The organism is Streptomyces sp. NPDC052079, from assembly GCF_040680275.1.
Classification (GTDB): domain Bacteria; phylum Actinomycetota; class Actinomycetes; order Streptomycetales; family Streptomycetaceae; genus Streptomyces.
This window is the reverse complement of the sequence record NZ_JBFAWL010000012.1, coordinates 68472-87610: the sequence shown is the minus strand read 5'-3', so window position 1 is coordinate 87610 and position 19139 is coordinate 68472. Positions and strand designations below refer to the sequence as shown.

At 71.9% G+C, this 19139-nt stretch carries 18 protein-coding genes and 1 riboswitch; of the genes, 10 read left to right on the top strand and 8 right to left on the bottom strand.

Annotated features, from left to right (window positions below; all coding sequences use genetic code 11):
- Positions 1 to 27 precede the first annotated feature (27 nt).
- The 3 genes from AB0L56_RS19215 to AB0L56_RS19205 form a co-directional block, all read right to left on the bottom strand.
- Positions 28 to 150, bottom strand: coding sequence for a hypothetical protein (locus tag AB0L56_RS19215; RefSeq protein ID WP_361026047.1), 123 nt, complete (start codon positions 148 to 150; stop codon positions 28 to 30).
- Positions 143 to 379 (bottom strand): hypothetical protein, encoded by a 237-nt coding sequence (locus AB0L56_RS19210; protein ID WP_365424745.1) that lies wholly within the window; start codon positions 377 to 379, stop codon positions 143 to 145. Before AB0L56_RS19210 ends, AB0L56_RS19215 begins: the two co-directional genes overlap by 8 nt.
- A gap of 139 nt (positions 380 to 518) precedes the next feature.
- Entirely contained in the window at positions 519 to 1040 is a 522-nt protein-coding gene (locus AB0L56_RS19205) for a DUF6082 family protein (RefSeq protein ID WP_365424743.1), read from the bottom strand.
- 343 nt (positions 1041 to 1383) lie between these two features.
- Here AB0L56_RS19205 and AB0L56_RS19200 point away from each other — a divergent pair, with 343 nt between their 5' ends.
- Positions 1384 to 2436 carry a GTP-binding protein gene (locus AB0L56_RS19200; protein WP_365424840.1) on the top strand — a complete coding sequence of 351 codons (1053 nt, stop codon included), beginning with the start codon at positions 1384 to 1386 and terminating at the stop codon, positions 2434 to 2436.
- A gap of 26 nt (positions 2437 to 2462) precedes the next feature.
- On the opposite strand, the gene AB0L56_RS19195 is transcribed toward AB0L56_RS19200, so the two are convergent.
- Positions 2463 to 4919 carry a DNA topoisomerase IV subunit A gene (locus AB0L56_RS19195; protein ID WP_365424741.1) on the bottom strand — a complete coding sequence of 819 codons (2457 nt, stop codon included), beginning with the start codon at positions 4917 to 4919 and terminating at the stop codon, positions 2463 to 2465.
- A 385-nt stretch (positions 4920 to 5304) separates the two neighbouring features.
- Between AB0L56_RS19195 and AB0L56_RS19190 the strand changes: the two genes are divergently transcribed.
- The 3 genes from AB0L56_RS19190 (at position 5305) to AB0L56_RS19180 (ending at position 9266) form a co-directional block, all read left to right on the top strand.
- Complete coding sequence (locus AB0L56_RS19190; RefSeq protein ID WP_365424739.1) at positions 5305 to 6714, top strand: pitrilysin family protein; 1410 nt, start codon at positions 5305 to 5307, stop codon at positions 6712 to 6714.
- Complete coding sequence (locus AB0L56_RS19185; protein ID WP_361026061.1) at positions 6711 to 8099, top strand: pitrilysin family protein; 1389 nt, start codon at positions 6711 to 6713, stop codon at positions 8097 to 8099. The genes AB0L56_RS19190 and AB0L56_RS19185 overlap by 4 nt, the downstream gene beginning before the upstream one ends.
- 203 nt (positions 8100 to 8302) lie before the next feature.
- Positions 8303 to 8468, top strand: a riboswitch (cyclic di-AMP (ydaO/yuaA leader).
- A gap of 12 nt (positions 8469 to 8480) precedes the next feature.
- Positions 8481 to 9266, top strand: a complete 786-nt coding sequence (locus AB0L56_RS19180) for a M23 family metallopeptidase (protein ID WP_361026064.1) — start codon at positions 8481 to 8483, stop codon at positions 9264 to 9266.
- A 291-nt stretch (positions 9267 to 9557) separates the two neighbouring features.
- Here AB0L56_RS19180 and AB0L56_RS19175 read toward each other — a convergent pair whose 3' ends face one another.
- Complete coding sequence (locus tag AB0L56_RS19175) at positions 9558 to 9839, bottom strand: HPr family phosphocarrier protein (RefSeq protein ID WP_361026067.1); 282 nt, start codon at positions 9837 to 9839, stop codon at positions 9558 to 9560.
- Positions 9840 to 10016: 177 nt separating this feature from the next.
- Here AB0L56_RS19175 and AB0L56_RS19170 point away from each other — a divergent pair, with 177 nt between their 5' ends.
- The 4 genes from AB0L56_RS19170 (at position 10017) to AB0L56_RS19155 (ending at position 15723) form a co-directional block, all read left to right on the top strand.
- A complete protein-coding gene (locus tag AB0L56_RS19170) occupies positions 10017 to 13169 on the top strand; it encodes a GNAT family N-acetyltransferase (RefSeq protein WP_365424736.1) in 3153 nt (1050 codons plus the stop codon).
- Between the two features lie 71 nt (positions 13170 to 13240).
- Entirely contained in the window at positions 13241 to 13828 is a 588-nt protein-coding gene (locus AB0L56_RS19165) for a DUF5998 family protein (RefSeq protein WP_361026075.1), read from the top strand.
- On the top strand, positions 13828 to 15021 hold the full coding sequence (locus AB0L56_RS19160) for a nucleotide pyrophosphatase/phosphodiesterase family protein (protein WP_361026078.1): 1194 nt from the start codon (positions 13828 to 13830) through the stop codon (positions 15019 to 15021). Before AB0L56_RS19165 ends, AB0L56_RS19160 begins: the two co-directional genes overlap by 1 nt.
- Before the next feature lie 51 nt (positions 15022 to 15072).
- Positions 15073 to 15723 (top strand): thymidine kinase, encoded by a 651-nt coding sequence (locus tag AB0L56_RS19155; protein ID WP_361026081.1) that lies wholly within the window; start codon positions 15073 to 15075, stop codon positions 15721 to 15723.
- A gap of 10 nt (positions 15724 to 15733) precedes the next feature.
- On the opposite strand, the gene AB0L56_RS19150 is transcribed toward AB0L56_RS19155, so the two are convergent.
- From AB0L56_RS19150 to AB0L56_RS19140, 3 genes are all read right to left on the bottom strand, one after another.
- The gene (locus tag AB0L56_RS19150) at positions 15734 to 16591 is read right to left on the bottom strand and encodes a PhzF family phenazine biosynthesis isomerase (RefSeq protein ID WP_365424733.1); all 858 of its coding nucleotides are present in this window, start codon (positions 16589 to 16591) and stop codon (positions 15734 to 15736) included.
- 85 nt (positions 16592 to 16676) lie between these two features.
- Complete coding sequence (locus AB0L56_RS19145) at positions 16677 to 17258, bottom strand: hypothetical protein (protein WP_365424731.1); 582 nt, start codon at positions 17256 to 17258, stop codon at positions 16677 to 16679.
- A 250-nt stretch (positions 17259 to 17508) separates the two neighbouring features.
- Positions 17509 to 17814, bottom strand: coding sequence for a hypothetical protein (locus AB0L56_RS19140; protein WP_365424729.1), 306 nt, complete (start codon positions 17812 to 17814; stop codon positions 17509 to 17511).
- Between the two features lie 215 nt (positions 17815 to 18029).
- Between AB0L56_RS19140 and AB0L56_RS19135 the strand changes: the two genes are divergently transcribed.
- Together AB0L56_RS19135 and AB0L56_RS19130 are read left to right on the top strand one after the other, a co-directional pair.
- Positions 18030 to 18836, top strand: a complete 807-nt coding sequence (locus tag AB0L56_RS19135) for a nucleotidyltransferase domain-containing protein (RefSeq protein ID WP_365424727.1) — start codon at positions 18030 to 18032, stop codon at positions 18834 to 18836.
- Between the two features lie 125 nt (positions 18837 to 18961).
- Complete coding sequence (locus tag AB0L56_RS19130) at positions 18962 to 19111, top strand: hypothetical protein (RefSeq protein ID WP_365424725.1); 150 nt, start codon at positions 18962 to 18964, stop codon at positions 19109 to 19111.
- The last annotated feature ends 28 nt before the right edge of the window (positions 19112 to 19139 follow it).

Below are 19139 nucleotides of genomic sequence, written 5' to 3'. Positions count from 1 at the left end.
CGGCGCCGGGCCCCGCTGCGAGCATCCTCACTCGGACGAATCCCGGGAGTCTCCGGTGGACCTGCGCTTATTGATCATCACCGCGGCAATCGCCGCGATGCCGGTGAGGGCTGTGCCGATGGATCCGAGGAGCGTGGCTATCTCAAGCATCGGGAATGTCTCCCTTTGCGCGCAGCAGCGTTTCGCGGCTGATCACCACGATGCGCTCGTGGTCGGCGCGAGCGGCGTCGGCCGGCAGGCGGGCGTCGAGTGACGCCGTGGCGTCCGTGCCGATGACGGCGAAGTTGCCGTCGGACAGCTCAAAAATGTCGGGGCAGGTGTCGCCGGTCATGCTCCCGCGCTCCTTGGGGGAGGCACCAATGCGACGCACGATTTCCAAGGGAGGTCCCCATTCTTGCGGTGTGGCGGTTGGGCGGGGACAGATTAGACCCACGCTGTCACGGGTGCTGTCCGGGCACTGAGACCGCCACTGCCGAATGGACCCGTCATGCGAGCGGTCGCATGCGGATCAACCTCCGTCATTCAGTGGGTGGTTCACCCACAACGAACCACTCCTCCGCTTCACCGGCCGCGTCCAGATCGTGAATCAGGCTGTCCACCATCCGGCCGATACGACCCTCCTCCGAGTCGTCCCTGAGGCTTGCCCGATGAGGCCGCGTGGACTCCCAGTACGTGCGGAAGGCGGCACTCCTGCACAGCACTCGAAGGTGTCCGTGCAGCTCCTCGCGGGTCGCCATACCCATGCGGTAGCCGAACAGCGCGTTCGAGTAGAGCGCGTTGGCGAAAAGGTGCTGCCGGAGATGGGCGGCGGAGTCGGTCTCGAAGGTGCTCAGCACGGCGGCCAGTTCGGGGTCGTCGATGGCCCGTTCCAGGAGTCCCAGCTGCAGCCGTTGGTAGTCGACGAGGCCCGCACGGCGACTTTCGGCCCGCTGAACCTCGACCAACTGCCGACACACGTCCTCGAGCCGTCGCTGCCGCGCGGCCAGCCCTGTGAGGACCACCGCGGCGACCGCCGCGGCGGCGAGTCCCAGACTTCGCACACCACTGTTCTGTGTGACCATGTCAAATACCCCCGATCAGGCCGCCGTCCGCCGGTCGTCGGGATGCGGGTCGACTGCGGGGAACCGGCGAGCGGTGGGCGGCGCTTGCCGCCTTCCAGGGTGCCGAGCGGCTCTGATCGGCGGGAAGGCGGAGAGGAGGCGCACGGAGGGAAGCGAGGGTCGCACAAACCGGCGCCATGAACAACGTCTGCCCCGCAGATGCTGCTAACAATCGTTCACTTCGCCGTCGTTCTTCTCGCTCGTATCCTGGTTCGTCAGTCAATCTTCGGTGTGCACGCCCTCAGTGAGCCGGCGTGCGCACAGGTATGAGAGGGGTCGCGTGGTGGTGTGGAGCGGCGGGCGGCAGATTCCGGTCGTGGTGCTGGCCGGATTTCTCGGCTCGGGGAAGACCACCCTGCTGAACCACCTCCTGCGCCGCAGCGGCGGCAGCCGCATCGGTGCCGTCGTCAACGACTTCGGTGCGGTCGAGATCGACGCCATGGCCGTGGCCGGGGCCCTCGGGGACTCCACCGTGTCCCTCGGCAACGGATGCCTCTGCTGCGCCGTCGACGCCAGCGAGCTCGACGAGTACCTCGAGCGGCTCGCCCGCCCCTCCGCCGGCCTCGACGTCATCGTCATCGAGGCCAGCGGCCTGGCCGAACCGCAGGAGCTCGTGCGGATGGTGCTCGCCAGTGAGCACCCCGGCATCGTGTACGGCGGACTTGTCGAGGTGGTGGACGCCGCCGAGTTCGACGACACCCGGGCCAGGCACCCGGAGATCGACCGGCACCTGGCACTCGCCGATCTGGTGGTCGTCAACAAGGTCGACCGGGTCACGGACGAGGCGCGGGTGCTGCGGCTCGTGCGGTCACTCGTCGACCGCGCCGCCGTGGTGCCCGCCACGCACGGCCGCGTCGACCCCGAGTTTCTCTTCGACTGCCGGCCGGGTGAGGAGCGGGTCGGGCAGCTGTCGTTCGACGACCTGCATCGCGACGACCGTGAGCACGCCGGGCATCTGCACGCCGCGTACGACAGCGTCTCCTTCGTGTCCGAGCGCCCGCTGGACCCACGGCGGCTGATCCGCTTCCTGGACAGCAGGCCCGCGGGGCTCTACCGGATCAAGGGGTACGTCGACTTCGGGCCGTACGACACCCGCAACCGCTACGCCGTGCATGCCGTGGGGCGGTTCCTGCGGTTCTACCCGGAGCCCCGGCCGGCGGGGACGGAGCGGCTTACGCAGCTCGTCCTCATCGGGACGGACATCGACGCCGGCGCCCTGCGCACGGAGTTGGAGGCGTGCGTGAGCGGCGACGGCGACGCCCCACACGCCGATGAGCAGGGCATGTGGGGCGTTCTGCGCTATGTGCGGGAGGCGGAGGAGGACCCGGCGGCCTAGGCAGGCCCGGAGCCGCCCCGAGCGCCTCAGGCCGGGCCCGCCACCACCCACACCGTCTTCGCGAGGGAGACGCCGGAACCGTCGCGGCGCGGGTCGGGTTCCGGGAGGACCACCGCGGCGCCGTTCTTCTGGGCGGCGAGGGCCGGGGCCGGGCCCGCCCAGGCCAGGGACAGACAGTCCTCGCCCTTCAGGAACCGCTGGCAGCGCACACCGCCGGTGGCCCGGCCCTTGCGCGGGTACTGGTCGAACGGGGTGAGCTTGGCCGTCGTCTGCACCGAGTCGTCCAGCGTCCCGCGCGAGCCCGCGACCGTGAACACCACCGCGTCCACGGCCGGATCGACCGCCGTGAAGCTGATGACCTTCGCTCCCTCGGCGAGCTTGATGCCCGCCACACCGCCCGCGGGGCGGCCCTGCGGACGGACCTGCGCCGCCGGGTAGCGCAGCAGCTGTGCGTCGTCGGTGATGAAGACCAGGTCCTCCTCGCCCGTACGCAGCTCGACCCCGCCGACGATCCGGTCGCCCTCCTTGAGCGTGATGACCTCCAGCTCCTCCTTGTTGGAGGGGTAGTCGGGCACCACACGCTTGACGACACCCTGCTCCGTGCCGAGCGCCAGGCCGGGCGACGACTCGTCCAGCGATGTCAGGCACACCACCTGTTCGCCGTCCTCCAGGGACACGAACTCGGCGAGCGGAGCCCCGCCCGAGAGGTTCGGCGTCGGCATCGTCTCCGGGAGCTGGGGCAGATCGACCACGTTCAGCCGGAGCAGACGGCCGGAGGAGGTCACGACGCCGATCTCACCGCGTGCTGTCGCCGGCACCGCCGAGACGATGACATCGTGCTTGACCCGCTTGGCGCCGGAGGTGTCGCCGAACGGCTCGTCGTTCGCCGTACGGGCCAGCAGCCCCGTGGACGACAGCAGGACACGGCACGGGTCGTCCGCCACCTGCAGCGGCACGGCGGCGGCCGCGGTGCCGGCCGACTCCAGCAGCAGCGTACGCCGGTCGTTGCCGTACTTCTTGGCCACCGCTGCCAGTTCGGCGGAGACCAGCTTGCGCAGCTCGGCGTCCGAGTCGAGGATCCGGGTCAGCTCCTCGATCTCCGCGTTGAGCCGGTCCTTCTCGGCCTCCAGCTCGATCCGGTCGTACTTGGTCAGGCGGCGCAGCGGCGTGTCGAGGATGTACTGGGTCTGGACGTCGCTGAGCGAGAAGCGGTCCATCAGCCGCTCCTTGGCCTGCGCGGAGTTGTCGCTGGAGCGGATGAGGCGGATGACCTCGTCGATGTCCACCAGCGCCGTGAGCAGGCCCTCGACCAGGTGCAGACGGTCGCGCTTCTTGCCGCGGCGGAACTCCGAACGCCGGCGCACGACGTTGAACCGGTGGTCGAGGTAGACCTCCAGCAGTTCCTTCAGCCCGAGGGTGAGCGGCTGGCCGTCCACCAGGGCCACGTTGTTGATGCCGAAGGACTCCTCCATCGACGTCAGCTTGTACAGCTGTTCCAGCACCGCTTCGGGCACGAAGCCGTTCTTGATCTCGATGACCAGGCGCAGACCGTGCTCACGGTCGGTGAGGTCCTTGACGTCCGCGATGCCCTGCAGCTTCTTCGCGCCGACCAGGTCCTTGATCTTGGCGATCACCTTCTCCGGACCGACCGCGAAGGGCAGCTCGGTGACGACCAGGCCCTTGCGGCGCGCCGTCACGTCCTCCACCGTGACCGTCGCGCGCATCTTGAACGTGCCGCGGCCCGTCTCGTACGCGTCGCGGACGCCCGAGAGCCCGACGATCCGGCCGCCCGTGGGCAGGTCGGGGCCCGGGACATGCTTCATCAGGGCGTCGAGGTCGGCGTTCGGATATCTGATCAGATGCCGGGCGGCGGCGATCACCTCGCGCAGGTTGTGCGGCGGCATGTTGGTGGCCATACCGACCGCGATGCCCGAGGCGCCGTTCACCAGGAGGTTCGGGAACGCGGCGGGCAGCGCCACCGGTTCCTGCTCCTGGCCGTCGTAGTTGGGTACGAAGTCGACCGTGTCCTCGTCGATGGACTCCGTCATGAGACTGGTCGCCTCGGCCATCCGGCACTCGGTGTACCGCATGGCGGCGGGCGGGTCGTCGTTGCCCAGCGAGCCGAAGTTGCCGTGGCCGTCGACCAGGGGGACGCGCATCGAGAACGACTGGGCCATGCGGACGAGGGCGTCGTAGATCGACGCGTCGCCGTGGGGGTGCAGCTTGCCCATGACCTCGCCGACGACGCGGGCGCACTTCACATAGCCGCGCTCGGGCCGCAGGCCCATCTCGTTCATCTGGTAGACGATGCGGCGGTGCACCGGCTTGAGGCCGTCGCGCGCGTCGGGCAGGGCGCGGGAGTAGATGACCGAGTAGGCGTACTCGAGGAAGGAGCCCTGCATCTCGTCGACGACGTCGATGTCGAGGATCTTCTCCTCGTACGGGTCGTCGGGCGGCGGGGTCTTCGTGCTGCGGCGGGCCATCGCTGCCGGCTCCTTGCTGAGCGTGGGACGGGATCTGACGCGGACCATTGTGGACCGTCGCACTGACAGACGGGACCAGGACCGGGGTCCGGACGTCCCGTCCGGCGGGGTGCGGCGGCGCGAGCAGGGTACGCGGACGGGTGCGGTGCGCTCCGCGCGGGGCTGCGCGGAGTGCGCGGTCACCGGGCGAACGGGGTCCGGGGGTGCCATCGCGCCCGCCGCCGTGCCGCCGCAGCCCTCGAGGGTACGCCTCCCGGGCATTCTCGCTCTCGGCGTACCCGAGCCCGGCCGGGAACTTCTCCGGTCGTCCGCGCGCTTGCATACAGTGGCAGGACCGGCAGAAACGGCGGTTTCGACGACCGCCTCCGCGATCGGAGGGACGTACATGCCCATGGGTCACACGGCCACAGACCAGGCAGGCTCCGGCAGCCTGACAGCGACCGAGCACCGCCTGGCCAACGGCCTGCGCGTGGTGCTCTCGGAGGACCACCTGACCCCGGTCGCGGCGGTGTGCCTCTGGTACGACGTCGGTTCACGTCATGAGGTCAAGGGACGTACCGGTCTGGCTCACCTTTTCGAGCACCTGATGTTCCAGGGTTCCGCCCAGGTCAAGGGCAACGGACACTTCGAGCTGGTGCAGGGCGCCGGCGGCTCCCTCAACGGCACCACCAGCTTCGAGCGCACCAACTACTTCGAGACCATGCCCGCCCACCAGCTGGAGCTCGCCCTCTGGCTGGAGGCCGACCGCATGGGCTCCCTGCTGACCGCCCTGGACGACGAGTCCATGGAGAACCAGCGCGACGTCGTCAAGAACGAGCGCCGCCAGCGCTACGACAACGTCCCCTACGGCACGGCCTTCGAGAAGCTCACCGCGCTCGCCTATCCGGAGGGCCATCCGTACCACCACACGCCCATCGGCTCGATGGCGGACCTGGACGCGGCCACTCTGGAGGACGCCCGCGAGTTCTTCCGCACGTACTACGCGCCGAACAACGCCGTGCTGTCCGTCGTCGGGGACATCGATCCGGAGCAGACGCTCGCCTGGATCGAGAAGTACTTCGGCTCCATCCCGTCCCACGACGGCAAGCCCGTCCCGCGCGAGGGCTCGCTGCCCGACGTCATGGGCGAGCAGCTGCGCGAGATCGTGGAGGAGGAGGTCCCCGCGCGTGCGCTGATGGCCGCCTACCGGCTGCCGGAGGACGGCACGCGCGCGTGCGACGCCGCCGACCTGGCCCTCACGGTCCTCGGCGGCGGCGAGTCCTCGCGCCTCTACAACCGGCTGGTACGGCGCGACCGCACCGCCGTGGCCGCCGGGTTCGGCCTGCTGAGGCTGGCCGGGGCCCCCTCCCTGGGCTGGCTGGACGTGAAGACGTCCGGCGACGTCGAGGTGCCGGTCATCGAGGCCGCCATCGACGAGGAGCTGGCCCGCTTCGCCGAGCAGGGCCCCACGCCGGAGGAGATGGAACGCGCCCAGGCCCAGCTGGAGCGCGAGTGGCTCGACCGGCTCGGCACCGTCGCGGGCCGCGCGGACGAACTCTGCCGGTACGCCGTCCTGTTCGGCGACCCGCAGCTCGCGCTGACTGCCGTCCAGCGTGTTCTCGACGTGACGGCGGAGGAGGTGCAGGAGGTCGCCAAGAGCCGCCTGCGCCCCGACAACCGCGCGGTGCTCGTCTACGAGCCCGTCGCCCCGGAGGGCGAGACCCCCGAGGACGCCGAGGGCGCCGGGGACGCCGAAGACACCGAGCAAGCCGCCGCAGTCGCCGGCACCCACGAGAACGAGGAGGCGGCGAAGTGACCGAGCTCGCCACGATGGACTTCCACCCCCAGCCGCAGCCGGGCGACGCCACGCCCTGGGCCTTCCCGGCCCCCGAGCGCGGCCGGCTCGACAACGGCGTCACCGTCCTGCGCTGCCACCGCCCCGGCCAGCAGGTCGTCGCCGTGGAGGTGCTGCTCGACGCGCCCCTGGAGGCCGAGCCGGCCGGGCTCGACGGCGTTGCCACGATCATGGGGCGCGCCTTCTCCGAGGGCACCGACAAGCACTCCGCCGAGGAGTTCGCCGCCGAACTGGAGCGCTGCGGCGCCACCCTGGACGCGCACGCCGACCACCCCGGCGTCCGCCTCAGCCTGGAGGTCCCGGCCTCACGGCTCCCCAAGGCGCTCGGGCTGCTCGCCGACGCCCTCCGGGCGCCCGCGTTCGCCGACAGCGAAATCGAACGGCTCGTCCGCAACCGCCTCGACGAGATCCCGCACGAGCTGGCGAACCCCTCCCGCCGCGCGGCGAAGGAGCTCGCCAAGGAGCTGTTCCCGGCGAGCTCGCGCATGTCACGCCCGCGCCAGGGCAGCGAGGAGACGGTCGCCGGAATCGACTCCGCGGCCGTGCGCGCCTTCTACGAGAGGCACGTCCGCCCCGCCACGACCACCGCCGTGGTCGTCGGCGACCTCACCGGCGTCGACCTCGACGCGCTGCTCGGCGACACGCTGGGCGCCTGGACCGGCTCCTCGGCCCGGCCGCGGCCCATCCCGCCGGTGGTCGCCGACGACCGGGGCCGGGTCGTGATCGTGGACCGTCCCGGCGCCGTCCAGACGCAGCTGCTGATCGGCCGGATCGGCCCCGACCGGCACGACCGCGTCTGGCCCGCACAGATCCTCGGCACGTACTGCCTCGGCGGCACCCTCACCTCCCGCCTGGACCGCGTGCTGCGCGAGGAGAAGGGCTACACCTACGGCGTGCGGGCGTTCGGGCAGGTCCTCAGGTCCGCCCCCGACGGCACCGGCGCGGCGATGCTGGCCATCAGCGGCTCCGTCGACACGCCGAACACCGGCCCCGCCCTGGACGACCTGTGGCAGGTGCTGCGCACGCTCGCCGCGGAGGGGCTGACCGACGCCGAACGCGACGTCGCCGTGCAGAACCTGGTGGGTGTGGCGCCCCTCAAGTACGAGACCGCCGCGGCCGTCGCGAGCACCCTGGCCGACCAGGTCGAGCAGCACCTGCCGGACCACTACCAGGCCGACCTGTACCGGCAGTTGGCCGCGACGGGCACCGTGGAGGCCACCGCGGCGGTCGTGAGCGCCTTCCCGGTGGACCGCCTGGTGACCGTCCTCGTCGGTGACGCGGCGCAGATCAAGGCGCCGGTCGAGGCCCTCGGGATCGGCGAAGTCACCGTCGTGACGGCCGAGTAGCGAGCCGCCGGCCGGTATCCGCGCAGAGGGCCCTGGTGACACGAAAGTCACCAGGGCCCTCTTATGCCCGGAATTGGGGCGGAGGTTGCCTGTCTGCCCTGTGGGATGCGCTACAAAAACCCGGAATCGTTTGGGGATTGGGAGACGTCCCGCTTAGCTTCGTGCGGGCTGTTCGTCGGGCAGTGCGCCGCATCCGCGGCACCGAACAGCCATCGCCGAGTCCCCGTACGGCGCGAGCCAGGGGAGCCGGGGACCCACCTGTAGTCCCTGGGGTGAATCGGACGCCCGCGCGTGCCGCGAGGGGGCCCGTAGGAGACCTTCCTGCTCCGAACCCGTCAGCTAACCCGGTAGGCGAGAGGGAAGGAAAGGACCAGCCTGTACATGGCGTTCACCCGCGCCCCCGGGAAGCACCGTCGTCCCAGCCGGATGCAGCGCGGCACCGCCCGCGCGGCGGGCGTCGCGGCCCTCGCCGGCACCGGAGTCGTCGGCTCCCTCACGGCTCCGGCGCTCGCCGCCGAACCCGCCGCCGCGCAGACCGGCCTCACTCCCGTCATCACCCTGGGCGACACGGTCGCCGAACGGATCGACGCCCAGGCGGCCGCCCAGCACGAGGCCGCGCGCGCGGCGGCCGAGGCCGCCGCGCGGAAGGCCGCCGAGGAGGCCGCCCGTGAGATGGCGGCAGAGAAGGCGGCCGAGGAGGCCGCGAAGGCCCGCGCGGAGAAGGAGCGGGCCGCGCGTGAGGCGGAGCGCAAGCGCCTCAACACCTTCGTCTCCCCGATCCCGGGCTCCTACGTCTCCACCGCCTACCAGAGCGGCGGCGCCGTCTGGTCGTCCGGCAGCCACACCGGTATCGACTTCCACGCGGCGAGCGGTACGCCCGTCCAGTCGGTCGGCATGGGCACCGTCGTCGAGGCCGGCTGGGGCGGTGCGTACGGCAACCAGGTCGTGATCAAGATGAACGACGGCACGTACACGCAGTACGCTCACCTGTCGTCCCTCGCCGTCTCGGCGGGGCAGCAGGTCACCGCGGGACAGCAGATCGGCCTCTCCGGCGCCACCGGGAATGTCACGGGCGCCCATCTCCATTTTGAGGCCCGCACGGGGGCCGATTACGGCTCCGACCTCGACCCCGTCGCCTACCTCCGCGCGCATGGCGTGAACCTCTGAGACACGCGCGCGCCCGCTGCGCGGCGCCCACGGCCGGTGGGTGGTGCGGGGTCGGGTCGGGGATGTCCGTCCTCGGACTGGCGCGACTGTGCTTGTTGGTGGAGCTGAGGGCGCGGACGCGCCAGCCACAGCGGGCGAACACCCCCGCCCCGCCGTACGCGACTCCCCCGGCCCACCGTCGCAGGGGAGTGGAAAAGAAGGAAAGGTCCGCCCGGATCATCCGGGCGGGCCTTTCCTGTGCCGTGTCGGGTGCCTGCGAGGAACGAAACCGTCCCCGCGCTCACGCGCGATTCAGACGGTCTCGGGGAGCTCCTCCAGCCCCTCGGAGACCAGCTTCGCCAGACGGTCCAGGGCGGCCTCCGCCCCTTCCGCGTCGGACGCGAGGACGATCTCCTCGCCGCCCTGGGCGCCCAGGCCCAGCACGGCGAGCATGGAGGCCGCGTTGACGGGGTTGCCCCCGGCCTTGGCGATCGTCACGGGGACGCCTGCGGCCGTGGCGGCTCGGACGAAGATGGAGGCGGGGCGGGCGTGGAGACCCTCGGCCCAGCCGACGTTGACGCGGCGCTCAGCCATGTGTTGCTGCCCTTCGGTGTTCAGGGTTGTCTAGACCAGCTTCGCATATCGTGAAGCCTGTCCAAAGCGGCATCCGTGCCCGCTCCCGGTGACAGCCGGACCGCGGCCTCGCTCCGGCTGTCGTCCACCACAGACTGCCTCGCGCCGTCGCCGTACGCGAGCCGTACTCTGGGGCGCATGCAGATCCCGTCGGACCGGCACGAGTATCCCGCCCACTGGGAGGCCGACGTGGTGCTGCGCGACGGCGGCACCGCGCGTATCCGCCCCATCACCGTCGACGACGCGGAGCGCCTGGTCAGCTTCTACGAGCAGGTCTCGGACGAGTCGAAGTACTACCGCTTCTTCGCGCCCTACCCTCGCCTGTCCGCCAAGGACGTCCACCGCTTCACGCACCATGACTTCGTGGACCGGGTGGGACTCGCGGCCACCATCGGCGGCGAGTTCATCGGCACCGTACGCTACGACCGGATCGGCACCGACGGAACGCCCGCGTCCGCACCGGCCGACGAGGCGGAGGTCGCCTTCCTGGTGCAGGACGCCCACCAGGGACGGGGCGTCGCCTCCGCGCTGCTGGAGCACATCGGTGCCGTCGCGCGGGAGCGCGGCATCCGCCGGTTCGCGGCCGAGGTGCTGCCCGCCAACACCAAGATGATCAAGGTGTTCACCGACGCCGGATACACCCAGAAGCGCAGCTTCGAGGACGGCGTCGTCCGGTTGGAGTTCGACCTCGAGCCCACGGACCGGTCCATGGCCGTGCAGTACGCGCGCGAGCAACGCGCGGAGGCACGTTCGGTGCAGCGGCTGCTCGCCCCCGGCTCGGTCGCCGTCGTCGGCGCCGGACGCGCCCCCGGCGGTGTGGGACGCAGCATCCTCGACAACATCCGGGACGCCGGGTACACCGGCCGGCTCTACGCCGTGAACAAGGCGTTCGCGCAGGATCAGAAGGAGCTCGACGGGGTGGCCGCGTACCGGTCCGTCCGGGAGGTCGACGGACCCGTCGAGCTCGCGGTCGTCGCCGTGCCCGCCGAGCACGTCCCCGAGGTCGTGACCGAGTGCGGTGAACACGGAGTGCAGGGGCTCGTCGTCGTCTCGGCCGGTTACGCCGAGTCCGGACCCGACGGCCGCGAACGCCAGCGTGCCCTCGTCCGGCAAGCCCGTTCGTACGGGATGCGGATCATCGGCCCCAACTCGTTCGGCGTCATCAACACGGCCCCGGACGTGCGGCTGAACGCCTCGCTCGCGCCGGAGCCGCCCCGCGCGGGGCGCATCGGGCTGTTCGCCCAGTCCGGCGCGATCGGCGTCGCCCTGCTGTCGCGTCTGCACCGGCGCGGCGGCGGCGTCACCGGGGTCACGGGCGTCTCCACCTTCGTCTCGTCGGGCAACCGGGCCGACGTCTCCGGCAACGACGTGCTGCAGTACTGGTACGAGGATCCCCACACCGACGTCGCCCTGATGTACCTGGAATCCATCGGCAACCCCCGCAAGTTCACCCGCCTCGCCCGCCGGACCGCTGCCGCCAAGCCCCTGGTCGTGGTCCAGGGCGCCCGCCACGGCACCGGGCCCCGGGGACACGCCGTACGGGCGACCCGGCTGCCGCACGAGACGGTGTCCGCGCTGTTGCGGCAGGCCGGGGTGATCCGCGTGGACACCATCACCGAACTGGTCGACGCGGGCCTGCTGCTCGCCCGCCAGCCCCTGCCGGCCGGCCCCCGGGTCGCGATCCTCGGCAACTCCGAGTCCCTGGGCCTGCTCACCTACGAGGCCTGTCTCGCCGAGGGCCTGCGTCCGCATCCCCCGCAGGACCTCACCACGGCGGCGTCGGCGGCGGACTTCCACGCCGCGCTCTCGCGCGCGCTCGCCGACGATGCGAGCGACGCGGTCGTCGTGACCGCCATCCCGGCGGTGGGGGAGGGCTCGGTCGGCGACGCGGCCCTGGCGGAGGCCCTGCGCTCGGCCGCCGCCGCGGCCCCGACCAAGCCGGTCCTCGTGGTCCACGTCGAGCTCGGCGGCCTTGCGGAGGCCCTGTCCGCCGCGACCAGCACGGCACCCCAGCCGACGGCCGGCGCCGGGCCGGACTCGCCGACCCCGGCGGGGACGGCCCCCGTACGCGACACGCCGGGCGCCGGGCCGCAGGGGGACGAGCACGAGGAGCGGCAGCCGGACGCGGGTGCACCCCCACGGACGGGGCAGCGCACCTCCTCCGCCGAGGCCATACCGGCCAGGGGTACGCAGGCCGGACACGACACGGCCTCCCGGACGGCGGACGGCGCGGCAGCGGCCGCGGGTACACGCGCCGGAAACGGCACTCCCGACCGGGCGGCACCGCGAACGCCGCCCGGCGGTGCTCCATCGACGCCCCCCGCGCGGCCCGCCGCCCCCCGCACCCCCACCCCCACGCGGCCCGCCCCCGGCACGGCCGACCCAGCCCCCGCCACCCCCACCACCCCCGTCGAACCCCCCGAAGGCGCCCACCTCATCCCCGCCTACCCCGCTGCCGAGCGGGCCGTCCGGGCCCTGGCGCACGCCGTCGCGTACGCGCAGTGGCGGCGGGAGGCCGCCCAGCCCGGCAAGGTGCCTGAGTACGACGACATCGACGAGAGGGGCGCCGCCGCGCTCATCGACGGGCTGCTCTCGCGCGGACAGGGCCTCACCCTCGGCGACGAGGAGACCTGCGACCTGCTCGGCATGTACGGCATCCCCGTGAACCGGGCCCTGCCCGCCCCCACCCCCGACACCGCCGCCGAGGCCGCCCGCAGCCTCGGCTACCCCGTCGCCCTCAAGGCGACCGCCCCGCACCTCAGGCACCGCGCCGACCTGGGCGGCGTACGCCTGGACCTGATGAACGAGGAACAACTGCGCCGGGCGTACACCGAGTTGACCGAGCTGTTCGGCACGCCGGAGGAGCTGCGCCCCGTGGTGCAGCGGATGGCACCGCGCGGAGTGGACACCGTCGTACGCGCGGTGATCGACCCCGCCGCCGGAGCGGTGCTGTCCTTCGGTCTTGCCGGGCCCCCCTCCCAGCTCCTCGGCGACATGGCACACCGCCTCGTCCCGGTCACCGACCGCGACGCGACCTCACTGGTGCGAGCGATCCGGAGCGCCCCCCTCCTGTTCGGCTGGCGCGGCTCGGCACCCGTCGACACCGCCGCCCTGGAGGAACTGATGCTGAGGGTGTCGCGGCTGGTCCACGACCACCCGGAGGTCGTCGCGGTCACCCTGGAGCCGGTCGTCGTGGCCCCGCACGGCGTGAGCGTCCTCGGCGCCTCCGTACGCCTGGCCCCGCCGCCCGCCCGCGACGACCTCGGCCCGCGGACCCTGCCGGTCTACTGAGCTCGCCAGAGGCAGAGCCGACTGCGCCGAGCGGTGCCTGGCAGTCAGTGGTCCCCCGTAGGATGGGCGTCATGGCCAAGACCAGTACGACGACCCAGGGGCTGCGGGCGGCGATCGAGCGCAGCGGCTACTACCCGGCCCTCGTGGCCGAGGCGGTGGAGGCCGCCGTGGGCGGCGAGCCCATCCGGTCGTATCTGGTCCACCAGGAGACGACCTTCGACCAGAACGAGGTGCGGCGGCACGTCACCGTGCTCGTCCTCACCGGCAACCGCTTCATCGTCAGCCACACCGACGAGCAGGCCGCGGACACCACCTCCCCGACGCCGTACGCCACCACCTCCACCGAGTCGGTCAAGCTCGGCCGGATCTCGTCGATCGTGGTCAGCCGGGTGGTCGCGAACCCGGAGTCGTACGCCCCGGGCACCCTGCCGCGCGAGATCGTGCTCACCATCGGCTGGGGCGCCGTCTCCCGTATCGACCTGGAGCCGGCCGCCTGTGGCGACCCCAACTGCGAGGCCGACCACGGCTACACGGGCAGCTCCACGGCCGACGACCTGAGCCTGCGCGTCAGCGAGGCGGGTGACGGGCCGGAGACGGTGCGCCAGGCGCTCGCCTTCGCCCAGGCCCTCTCCGAGGCGACCGCGGACACCACCCGCTGATGGTGCAGCCCGCCGTCTGGGACCCCCACCCGGAACCGCTCCCCCTGGACTCCGCCCCCGTGCCCGAGTACGGCACCGGGTCCCTCGCCGACCTGCTGCCCACCCTCGCCGCCGGTCTCGGCGTCCCGGGCATGGCCGCCGGCATCCCCGAGCTGACCCCCGCCGACCGGAACTGCGTGTTCCTGATCGACGGTCTCGGCTGGGAGCAGCTGCGCGCGCATCCCGAGGACGCCCCGTTCATGACCTCGCTGCTCGGCAGCTCGCGCGGCGGCACCGGCCGCCCGCTCACCGCGGGCTTCCCGGCGACCACCGCGACGTCCCTCGCCTCCGTCGGTACCGGCCTGCCCCCCGGCGCCCATGGCCTGCCCGGCTACACCGTGCGCAACCCGGACACCGGCGAGCTGATGAACCAGCTACGCTGGCAGCCCTGGACGGCCCCCGCCGCCTGGCAGCCGTACCCCACCGTCTTCGAGCTGGCCCACCGCGCGGGGGTGCACGCCGCCCAGGTCTCCTCGCCGACCTTCGAGAACACCCCGCTGACCAAGGTCGCGCTCAGCGGCGGCGCCTTCCACGGACGGCTCTCCGGCGAGGACCGCATGGACCTCGCCGCGGAACAGCTGGCGGGCGCCGACCGCGCCCTCGTCTACACGTACTACGCCGAGGTGGACGGCGCGGGCCACCGCTTCGGCGTCGACTCGGACACCTGGCGCGGCCAGCTCGCCCACGTCGACCGGCTCGTGCAGCGCCTGGCGGAGCAGCTGCCGCCGCGCAGCGCCCTCTACGTCACCGCCGACCACGGCATGATCGACGTCCCCTTCGACGAGCGGCACCGCATCGACTTCGACGAGGACTGGGAGCTGAAGGCGGGCGTCGCCCTCCTCGGCGGCGAGGGCCGCGCCCGGCACGTGTACGCGGTCCCCGGCGCGGCGAACGACGTGCTGACCTGCTGGCGCGAGGTGCTCGGCGAGCAGTTCTGGGTGGCCTCGCGCGACGAGGCGATCGATTCCGGCTGGTTCGGTCCCGTGATCGACGACCGTGTGCACCAGCGCATCGGCGACGTGGTCGCCGCCGCGCGGGACGACGTCCTGCTGATCGCGTCCGAGCGGGAACCGAGGGAGTCGTCCATGGTGGGCAACCACGGCTCCATGACCCCTGCCGAGCAACTCGTCCCCCTGCTCGAAGTACGCTCCTGACGGCCGTCCCGCCGTCCCCCGCCGTCGCCGCCGAAAGGTTTCCGTCCCCCCATGCCCGAGCTGGTGTTCTTCTCCGGAACGATGGACTGCGGGAAGTCGACGCTGGCTCTCCAGATCGAGCACAACCGTTCGGCACGCGGTCTGACCGGAATGATCTTCACCCGCGACGACCGCGCGGGCGAGGGCAAGCTCTCCTCCCGCCTCGGCCTGGTCACGGACGCGGTGGAGGTCGGCGACGCCACCGACCTGTACGCGTACCTCGTCGACCACCTCTCGCAGGGCCGGCGCGCGGACTACGTGATCGCGGACGAGGCGCAGTTTCTGGCGCCGGAGCAGATCGACCAGCTCGCGCGCGTGGTGGACGACCTGGACCTCGACGTCTACGCCTTCGGCATCACGACCGACTTCCGCTCCAAGCTGTTCCCGGGCTCCCAGCGCCTCGTCGAACTCGCCGACCGCGTCGAGGTGCTCCAGGTGGAGGCCCTGTGCTGGTGCGGCGCCCGCGCCACGCACAACGCCCGCACGGTCGGCGGGGTCATGGTCGTCGAGGGCGCCCAGGTGGTGGTCGGCGATGTCACCGGTTCCGCGGACGAGATCGGCTACGAGGTCCTGTGCCGCCGCCACCACCGCCGCCGCATGACGGCCGCGACGGCCCGCGCGGCGGCACTGTCCCCGGACGTGCTCCCGGTGTCGAGCACCTGACCGGGCGTGGTCAGCCGATGCGGGCGCCCGCCCCGCTGACCCGGACCCGCCGGTCACCCGCGCGCAGCGTCACCGTGAGCTCGCCGGGGCGGCCCAGATCCTCGCCCTGGAACAGGGTGAGAACGGCGTCCTCGGGAACCAGCCCGAACTCACGGGCGTACGCGCCGAAGGCGGCAGCCGCGGCGCCGGTCGCCGGGTCCTCGACGACACCGCCGACGGGGAACGGGTCACGGACGTGGAACACGGTGGCCAACTCCCGCCACACCAACTGAACCGTCGTCAGATCCAGGCGGTGCATCAGCGCTTCCAGGCGTGCGAAGTCGTACGCGAGATCCGCGAGGCGGGCACGCGTCGCCGCCGCGAGCACAAGGTGGCGCGCTCCGGCGAACGCGATCCGGGGCGGGAAGGCCGGATCGAGATCGGCGGCCGGCCAGCCGAGCGCGGCGAGCGCCTCACCGAGATCCGCGTCGGCGATCTCGTCGACGTGCGGCTCGACACTGGTGAGCGTGGCCCGGACCGTCCCGCCCTCCTCGGCCACCTCGACCGGTACGATCCCGGCGCGCGTCGCGAACACCAGCTCCCCGGGTCCGTCCCGCTCGGCCAGGGCGATGGCGGCGGCGACGGTGGCATGCCCGCAGAACGGCACCTCGGCCCTGGGACTGAAGTAACGAACGCCGTACGCCCGCTCTCCCGGCCGCGCGGTCAGAAACGCGGACTCCGAGTACCCGACCTCGGCGGCGATGGCCAGCATCTCCCCGTCGTCCAGACCGGAGGCGTCCAGCACGACACCGGCGGGGTTCCCGCCGTCGGTGCTCTCAGAGAAGGCGGTGTAGCGCAGCACCTCGGGCCGCGGCACGTTCGTCGTCATGCCGCGCCAACGCCGGGCGGCCCTACGCCTATTCCGGGCCCTGGAGTCACATAGGGATCCCCCCGAACCGGTCCGTGCCGGCCGTTCAGTCGCCGAGGGTGAACGCGAGGCCGCCTGCGCGCAGTTCGTCCTCGGTCTGGGTCAGGCCGCCACGGTGGGAGACCTCGACCGTGTAGAACTTCGAGCCCGGCGGGATGTCGTCGACCGTGAAGGAGAATTCGCAGCCCAGCTCGGTCTTCTCGCCGAGCCCCAGACTGCCCTTGGCGACGAGGGTCCCGGCGGCGTCGGTGACGCTGACCTGAGCGCCGAAGTCGATGTCGTCGTAGCCGTCCGTTCCGGTACACAGGTCGCCGGAGGCCAGCCCCGCGCCGATCCCGCTGACGGTGAGCGTCCCGTCGGTGCTGAACGCCTCTTCCGAGCCGTCGGCCAGTGACACCCCCGCCCAGCAGGCTCCCACCACTGCGGCCCCTAGGCCGACGCCGATTACGAAGACGGCGCCGCGCGGCAGCCGTGACCAGCGGGAGGCGGACGGGGTCGGCGGGTGGTCGGGCGGGGCGGGGAGCGGCCCGGCCGGCGCGGGGGCCGGCTCCTCGGCGGCCGTGTTCTGGTCCGTTTCGGGGTCCGCGGCCGGCGGAGGGATATGAGGCTGCTGCTCGGGAGAGGACATCGCGGAACTTCCTTTCGGCCGGAGGGCCCGGCGGGGTCAGGGAACGGGAGATGTGACGGGAGGAGGGCGCGGCGAGCGGATACGAGGCTCAGCCCCGGCCGCGTGGAGCGGGTTGCCGACATGGGCCTCTCTCACGTCGGGCAGGTGGCGGAAGGGGCAGGGGAGGGGCGGGCGGTCCGTTCTCGGCGGGCCGCCCGCCCCGTGTCCGCCGCGTCCCCCCCACGAGCGCGGCGGCGTATGCGGCGGCCGGTCAGCCGACCTTGGTCCACTCCTGGCAGCCGTTGGTCTCGAAGTACTCGCCCTTGTTGACCGTCACCCGGCCCTGACCCTGGAGGTTGTCGTTCGCGATGATCGCCTCGAACTCCCCGGAGGCGTTCTTCGTACGCGCCCAGTAGCAGTTCTCGATGATGCTGCCCTTCTCGGGCCCGGCGGTCTTGTACGTGCCGGCCTGCATGTCGTCGCCGACGAGGTACTGGCCGTCGCCCTCGACCGTGGTGGCCGCTCCCGGCTTCTTGGCCGGCTTCGGCGTGACGGTGACCTTCTCGGTGACCGTCACGGCCGGTTCCGGCTCGACGGCCAGACCCCCAGCTGGCCGAGGAAACCCGCGTCGGGGACATCTGACGGCGCTACTCCTCGGCCGCATCCGACACCTCCGCCGTCCCGTGCTGGCGCCGCTTCTTGCTGACCCAGTCTCGGCGGTGCGATTCGCGCATACCACACCGCCTCGGAAATCCGCTCGGCAGCACGCAGCAGTAACGGCACAGTGGCTCCATGAACGAACGAGGTTTGGACCGCGACGGAACGATCGCACGCGAAGGCGCACTGGACCGAGTGCCAGCACCGTTTGTCCCCGTCGTCGATGCCGCCCGCGCTCAGATCACCGAGGCGTTCGGCAGAACGCGCCTGCACAGCGCCTACCTCTACGGCAGCATCCCCCGTGGCACCGCTACCCCCGGCGTTTCCGACCTCGACCTCCAGCTCGCCCTCCACGACGAGCCCACCGAAGCCGACCGCGCTGACGCCAAAGCGATCGAGGCCGCACTCGACCGTGCATTCCCGCAGATTGATGGCGTCGGGATCCTGCTGACCAGCACGCGGGCTCTGCTCAGCGACGTCGAACGTCACGACGGCGGATTCTTCATCGCCTGCCTCTGCACCCCGTTGCTGGGCCCTGACCTCGCAGAACAACTGCCCCGTTACCACCCCACAGCCCTACTGGCCCGGGAGACCAACGGTGACCTCGCCCGCGTGCTTCCACACTGGCGCGCCAAAGCAGCAGAAGCCACCACGGACGCCCATCGCCGGACCCTCAGCCGTCTCGTCGGCCGTCGCATCGTCCGTACAGGATTCACTCTGATCATGCCCGGATGGGGCGGCTGGACCAGCGACCTCGACCAGTCCGCCGAGCTCTTCGGCCGCTACTACCCCGAGCGCGTCGAGCAGATGCGCATCGCCGCGTCCATGGGCCGTTCACCCTTACCCGATCAGGCGGTGCTCGGGATGCTCATCAACGAACTCGGCCCTTGGCTCGCAGCCGAATACCCGGCCCTGCACGGCGAGAAAGCCCCGCGTCCCTGACGGGCACGGACGGGCCGTACTTACCTACGCAGCCATCCAGCGGAGCGCGGCCCGGCGCCACGCTCGCCGAACTGCACCTGCCTACTGATTAAAAACACGGACTCACTTTCGCGACCTACCGTCCCATGGCGAAGAAGTTGAAGAACCACCTCGCCGAGCTGGACATGACGAAACCCGACCTGCCGGTCGAGGACGTCGAGGTCGTGCGAGAGCACGAGCCCTCCGCCACGGACTACGTCGAACAGTCCGACGGGGACGACGCGGCATCCAGGTAGGGAGCCGTCAGCTGACGCATCCGGGTCC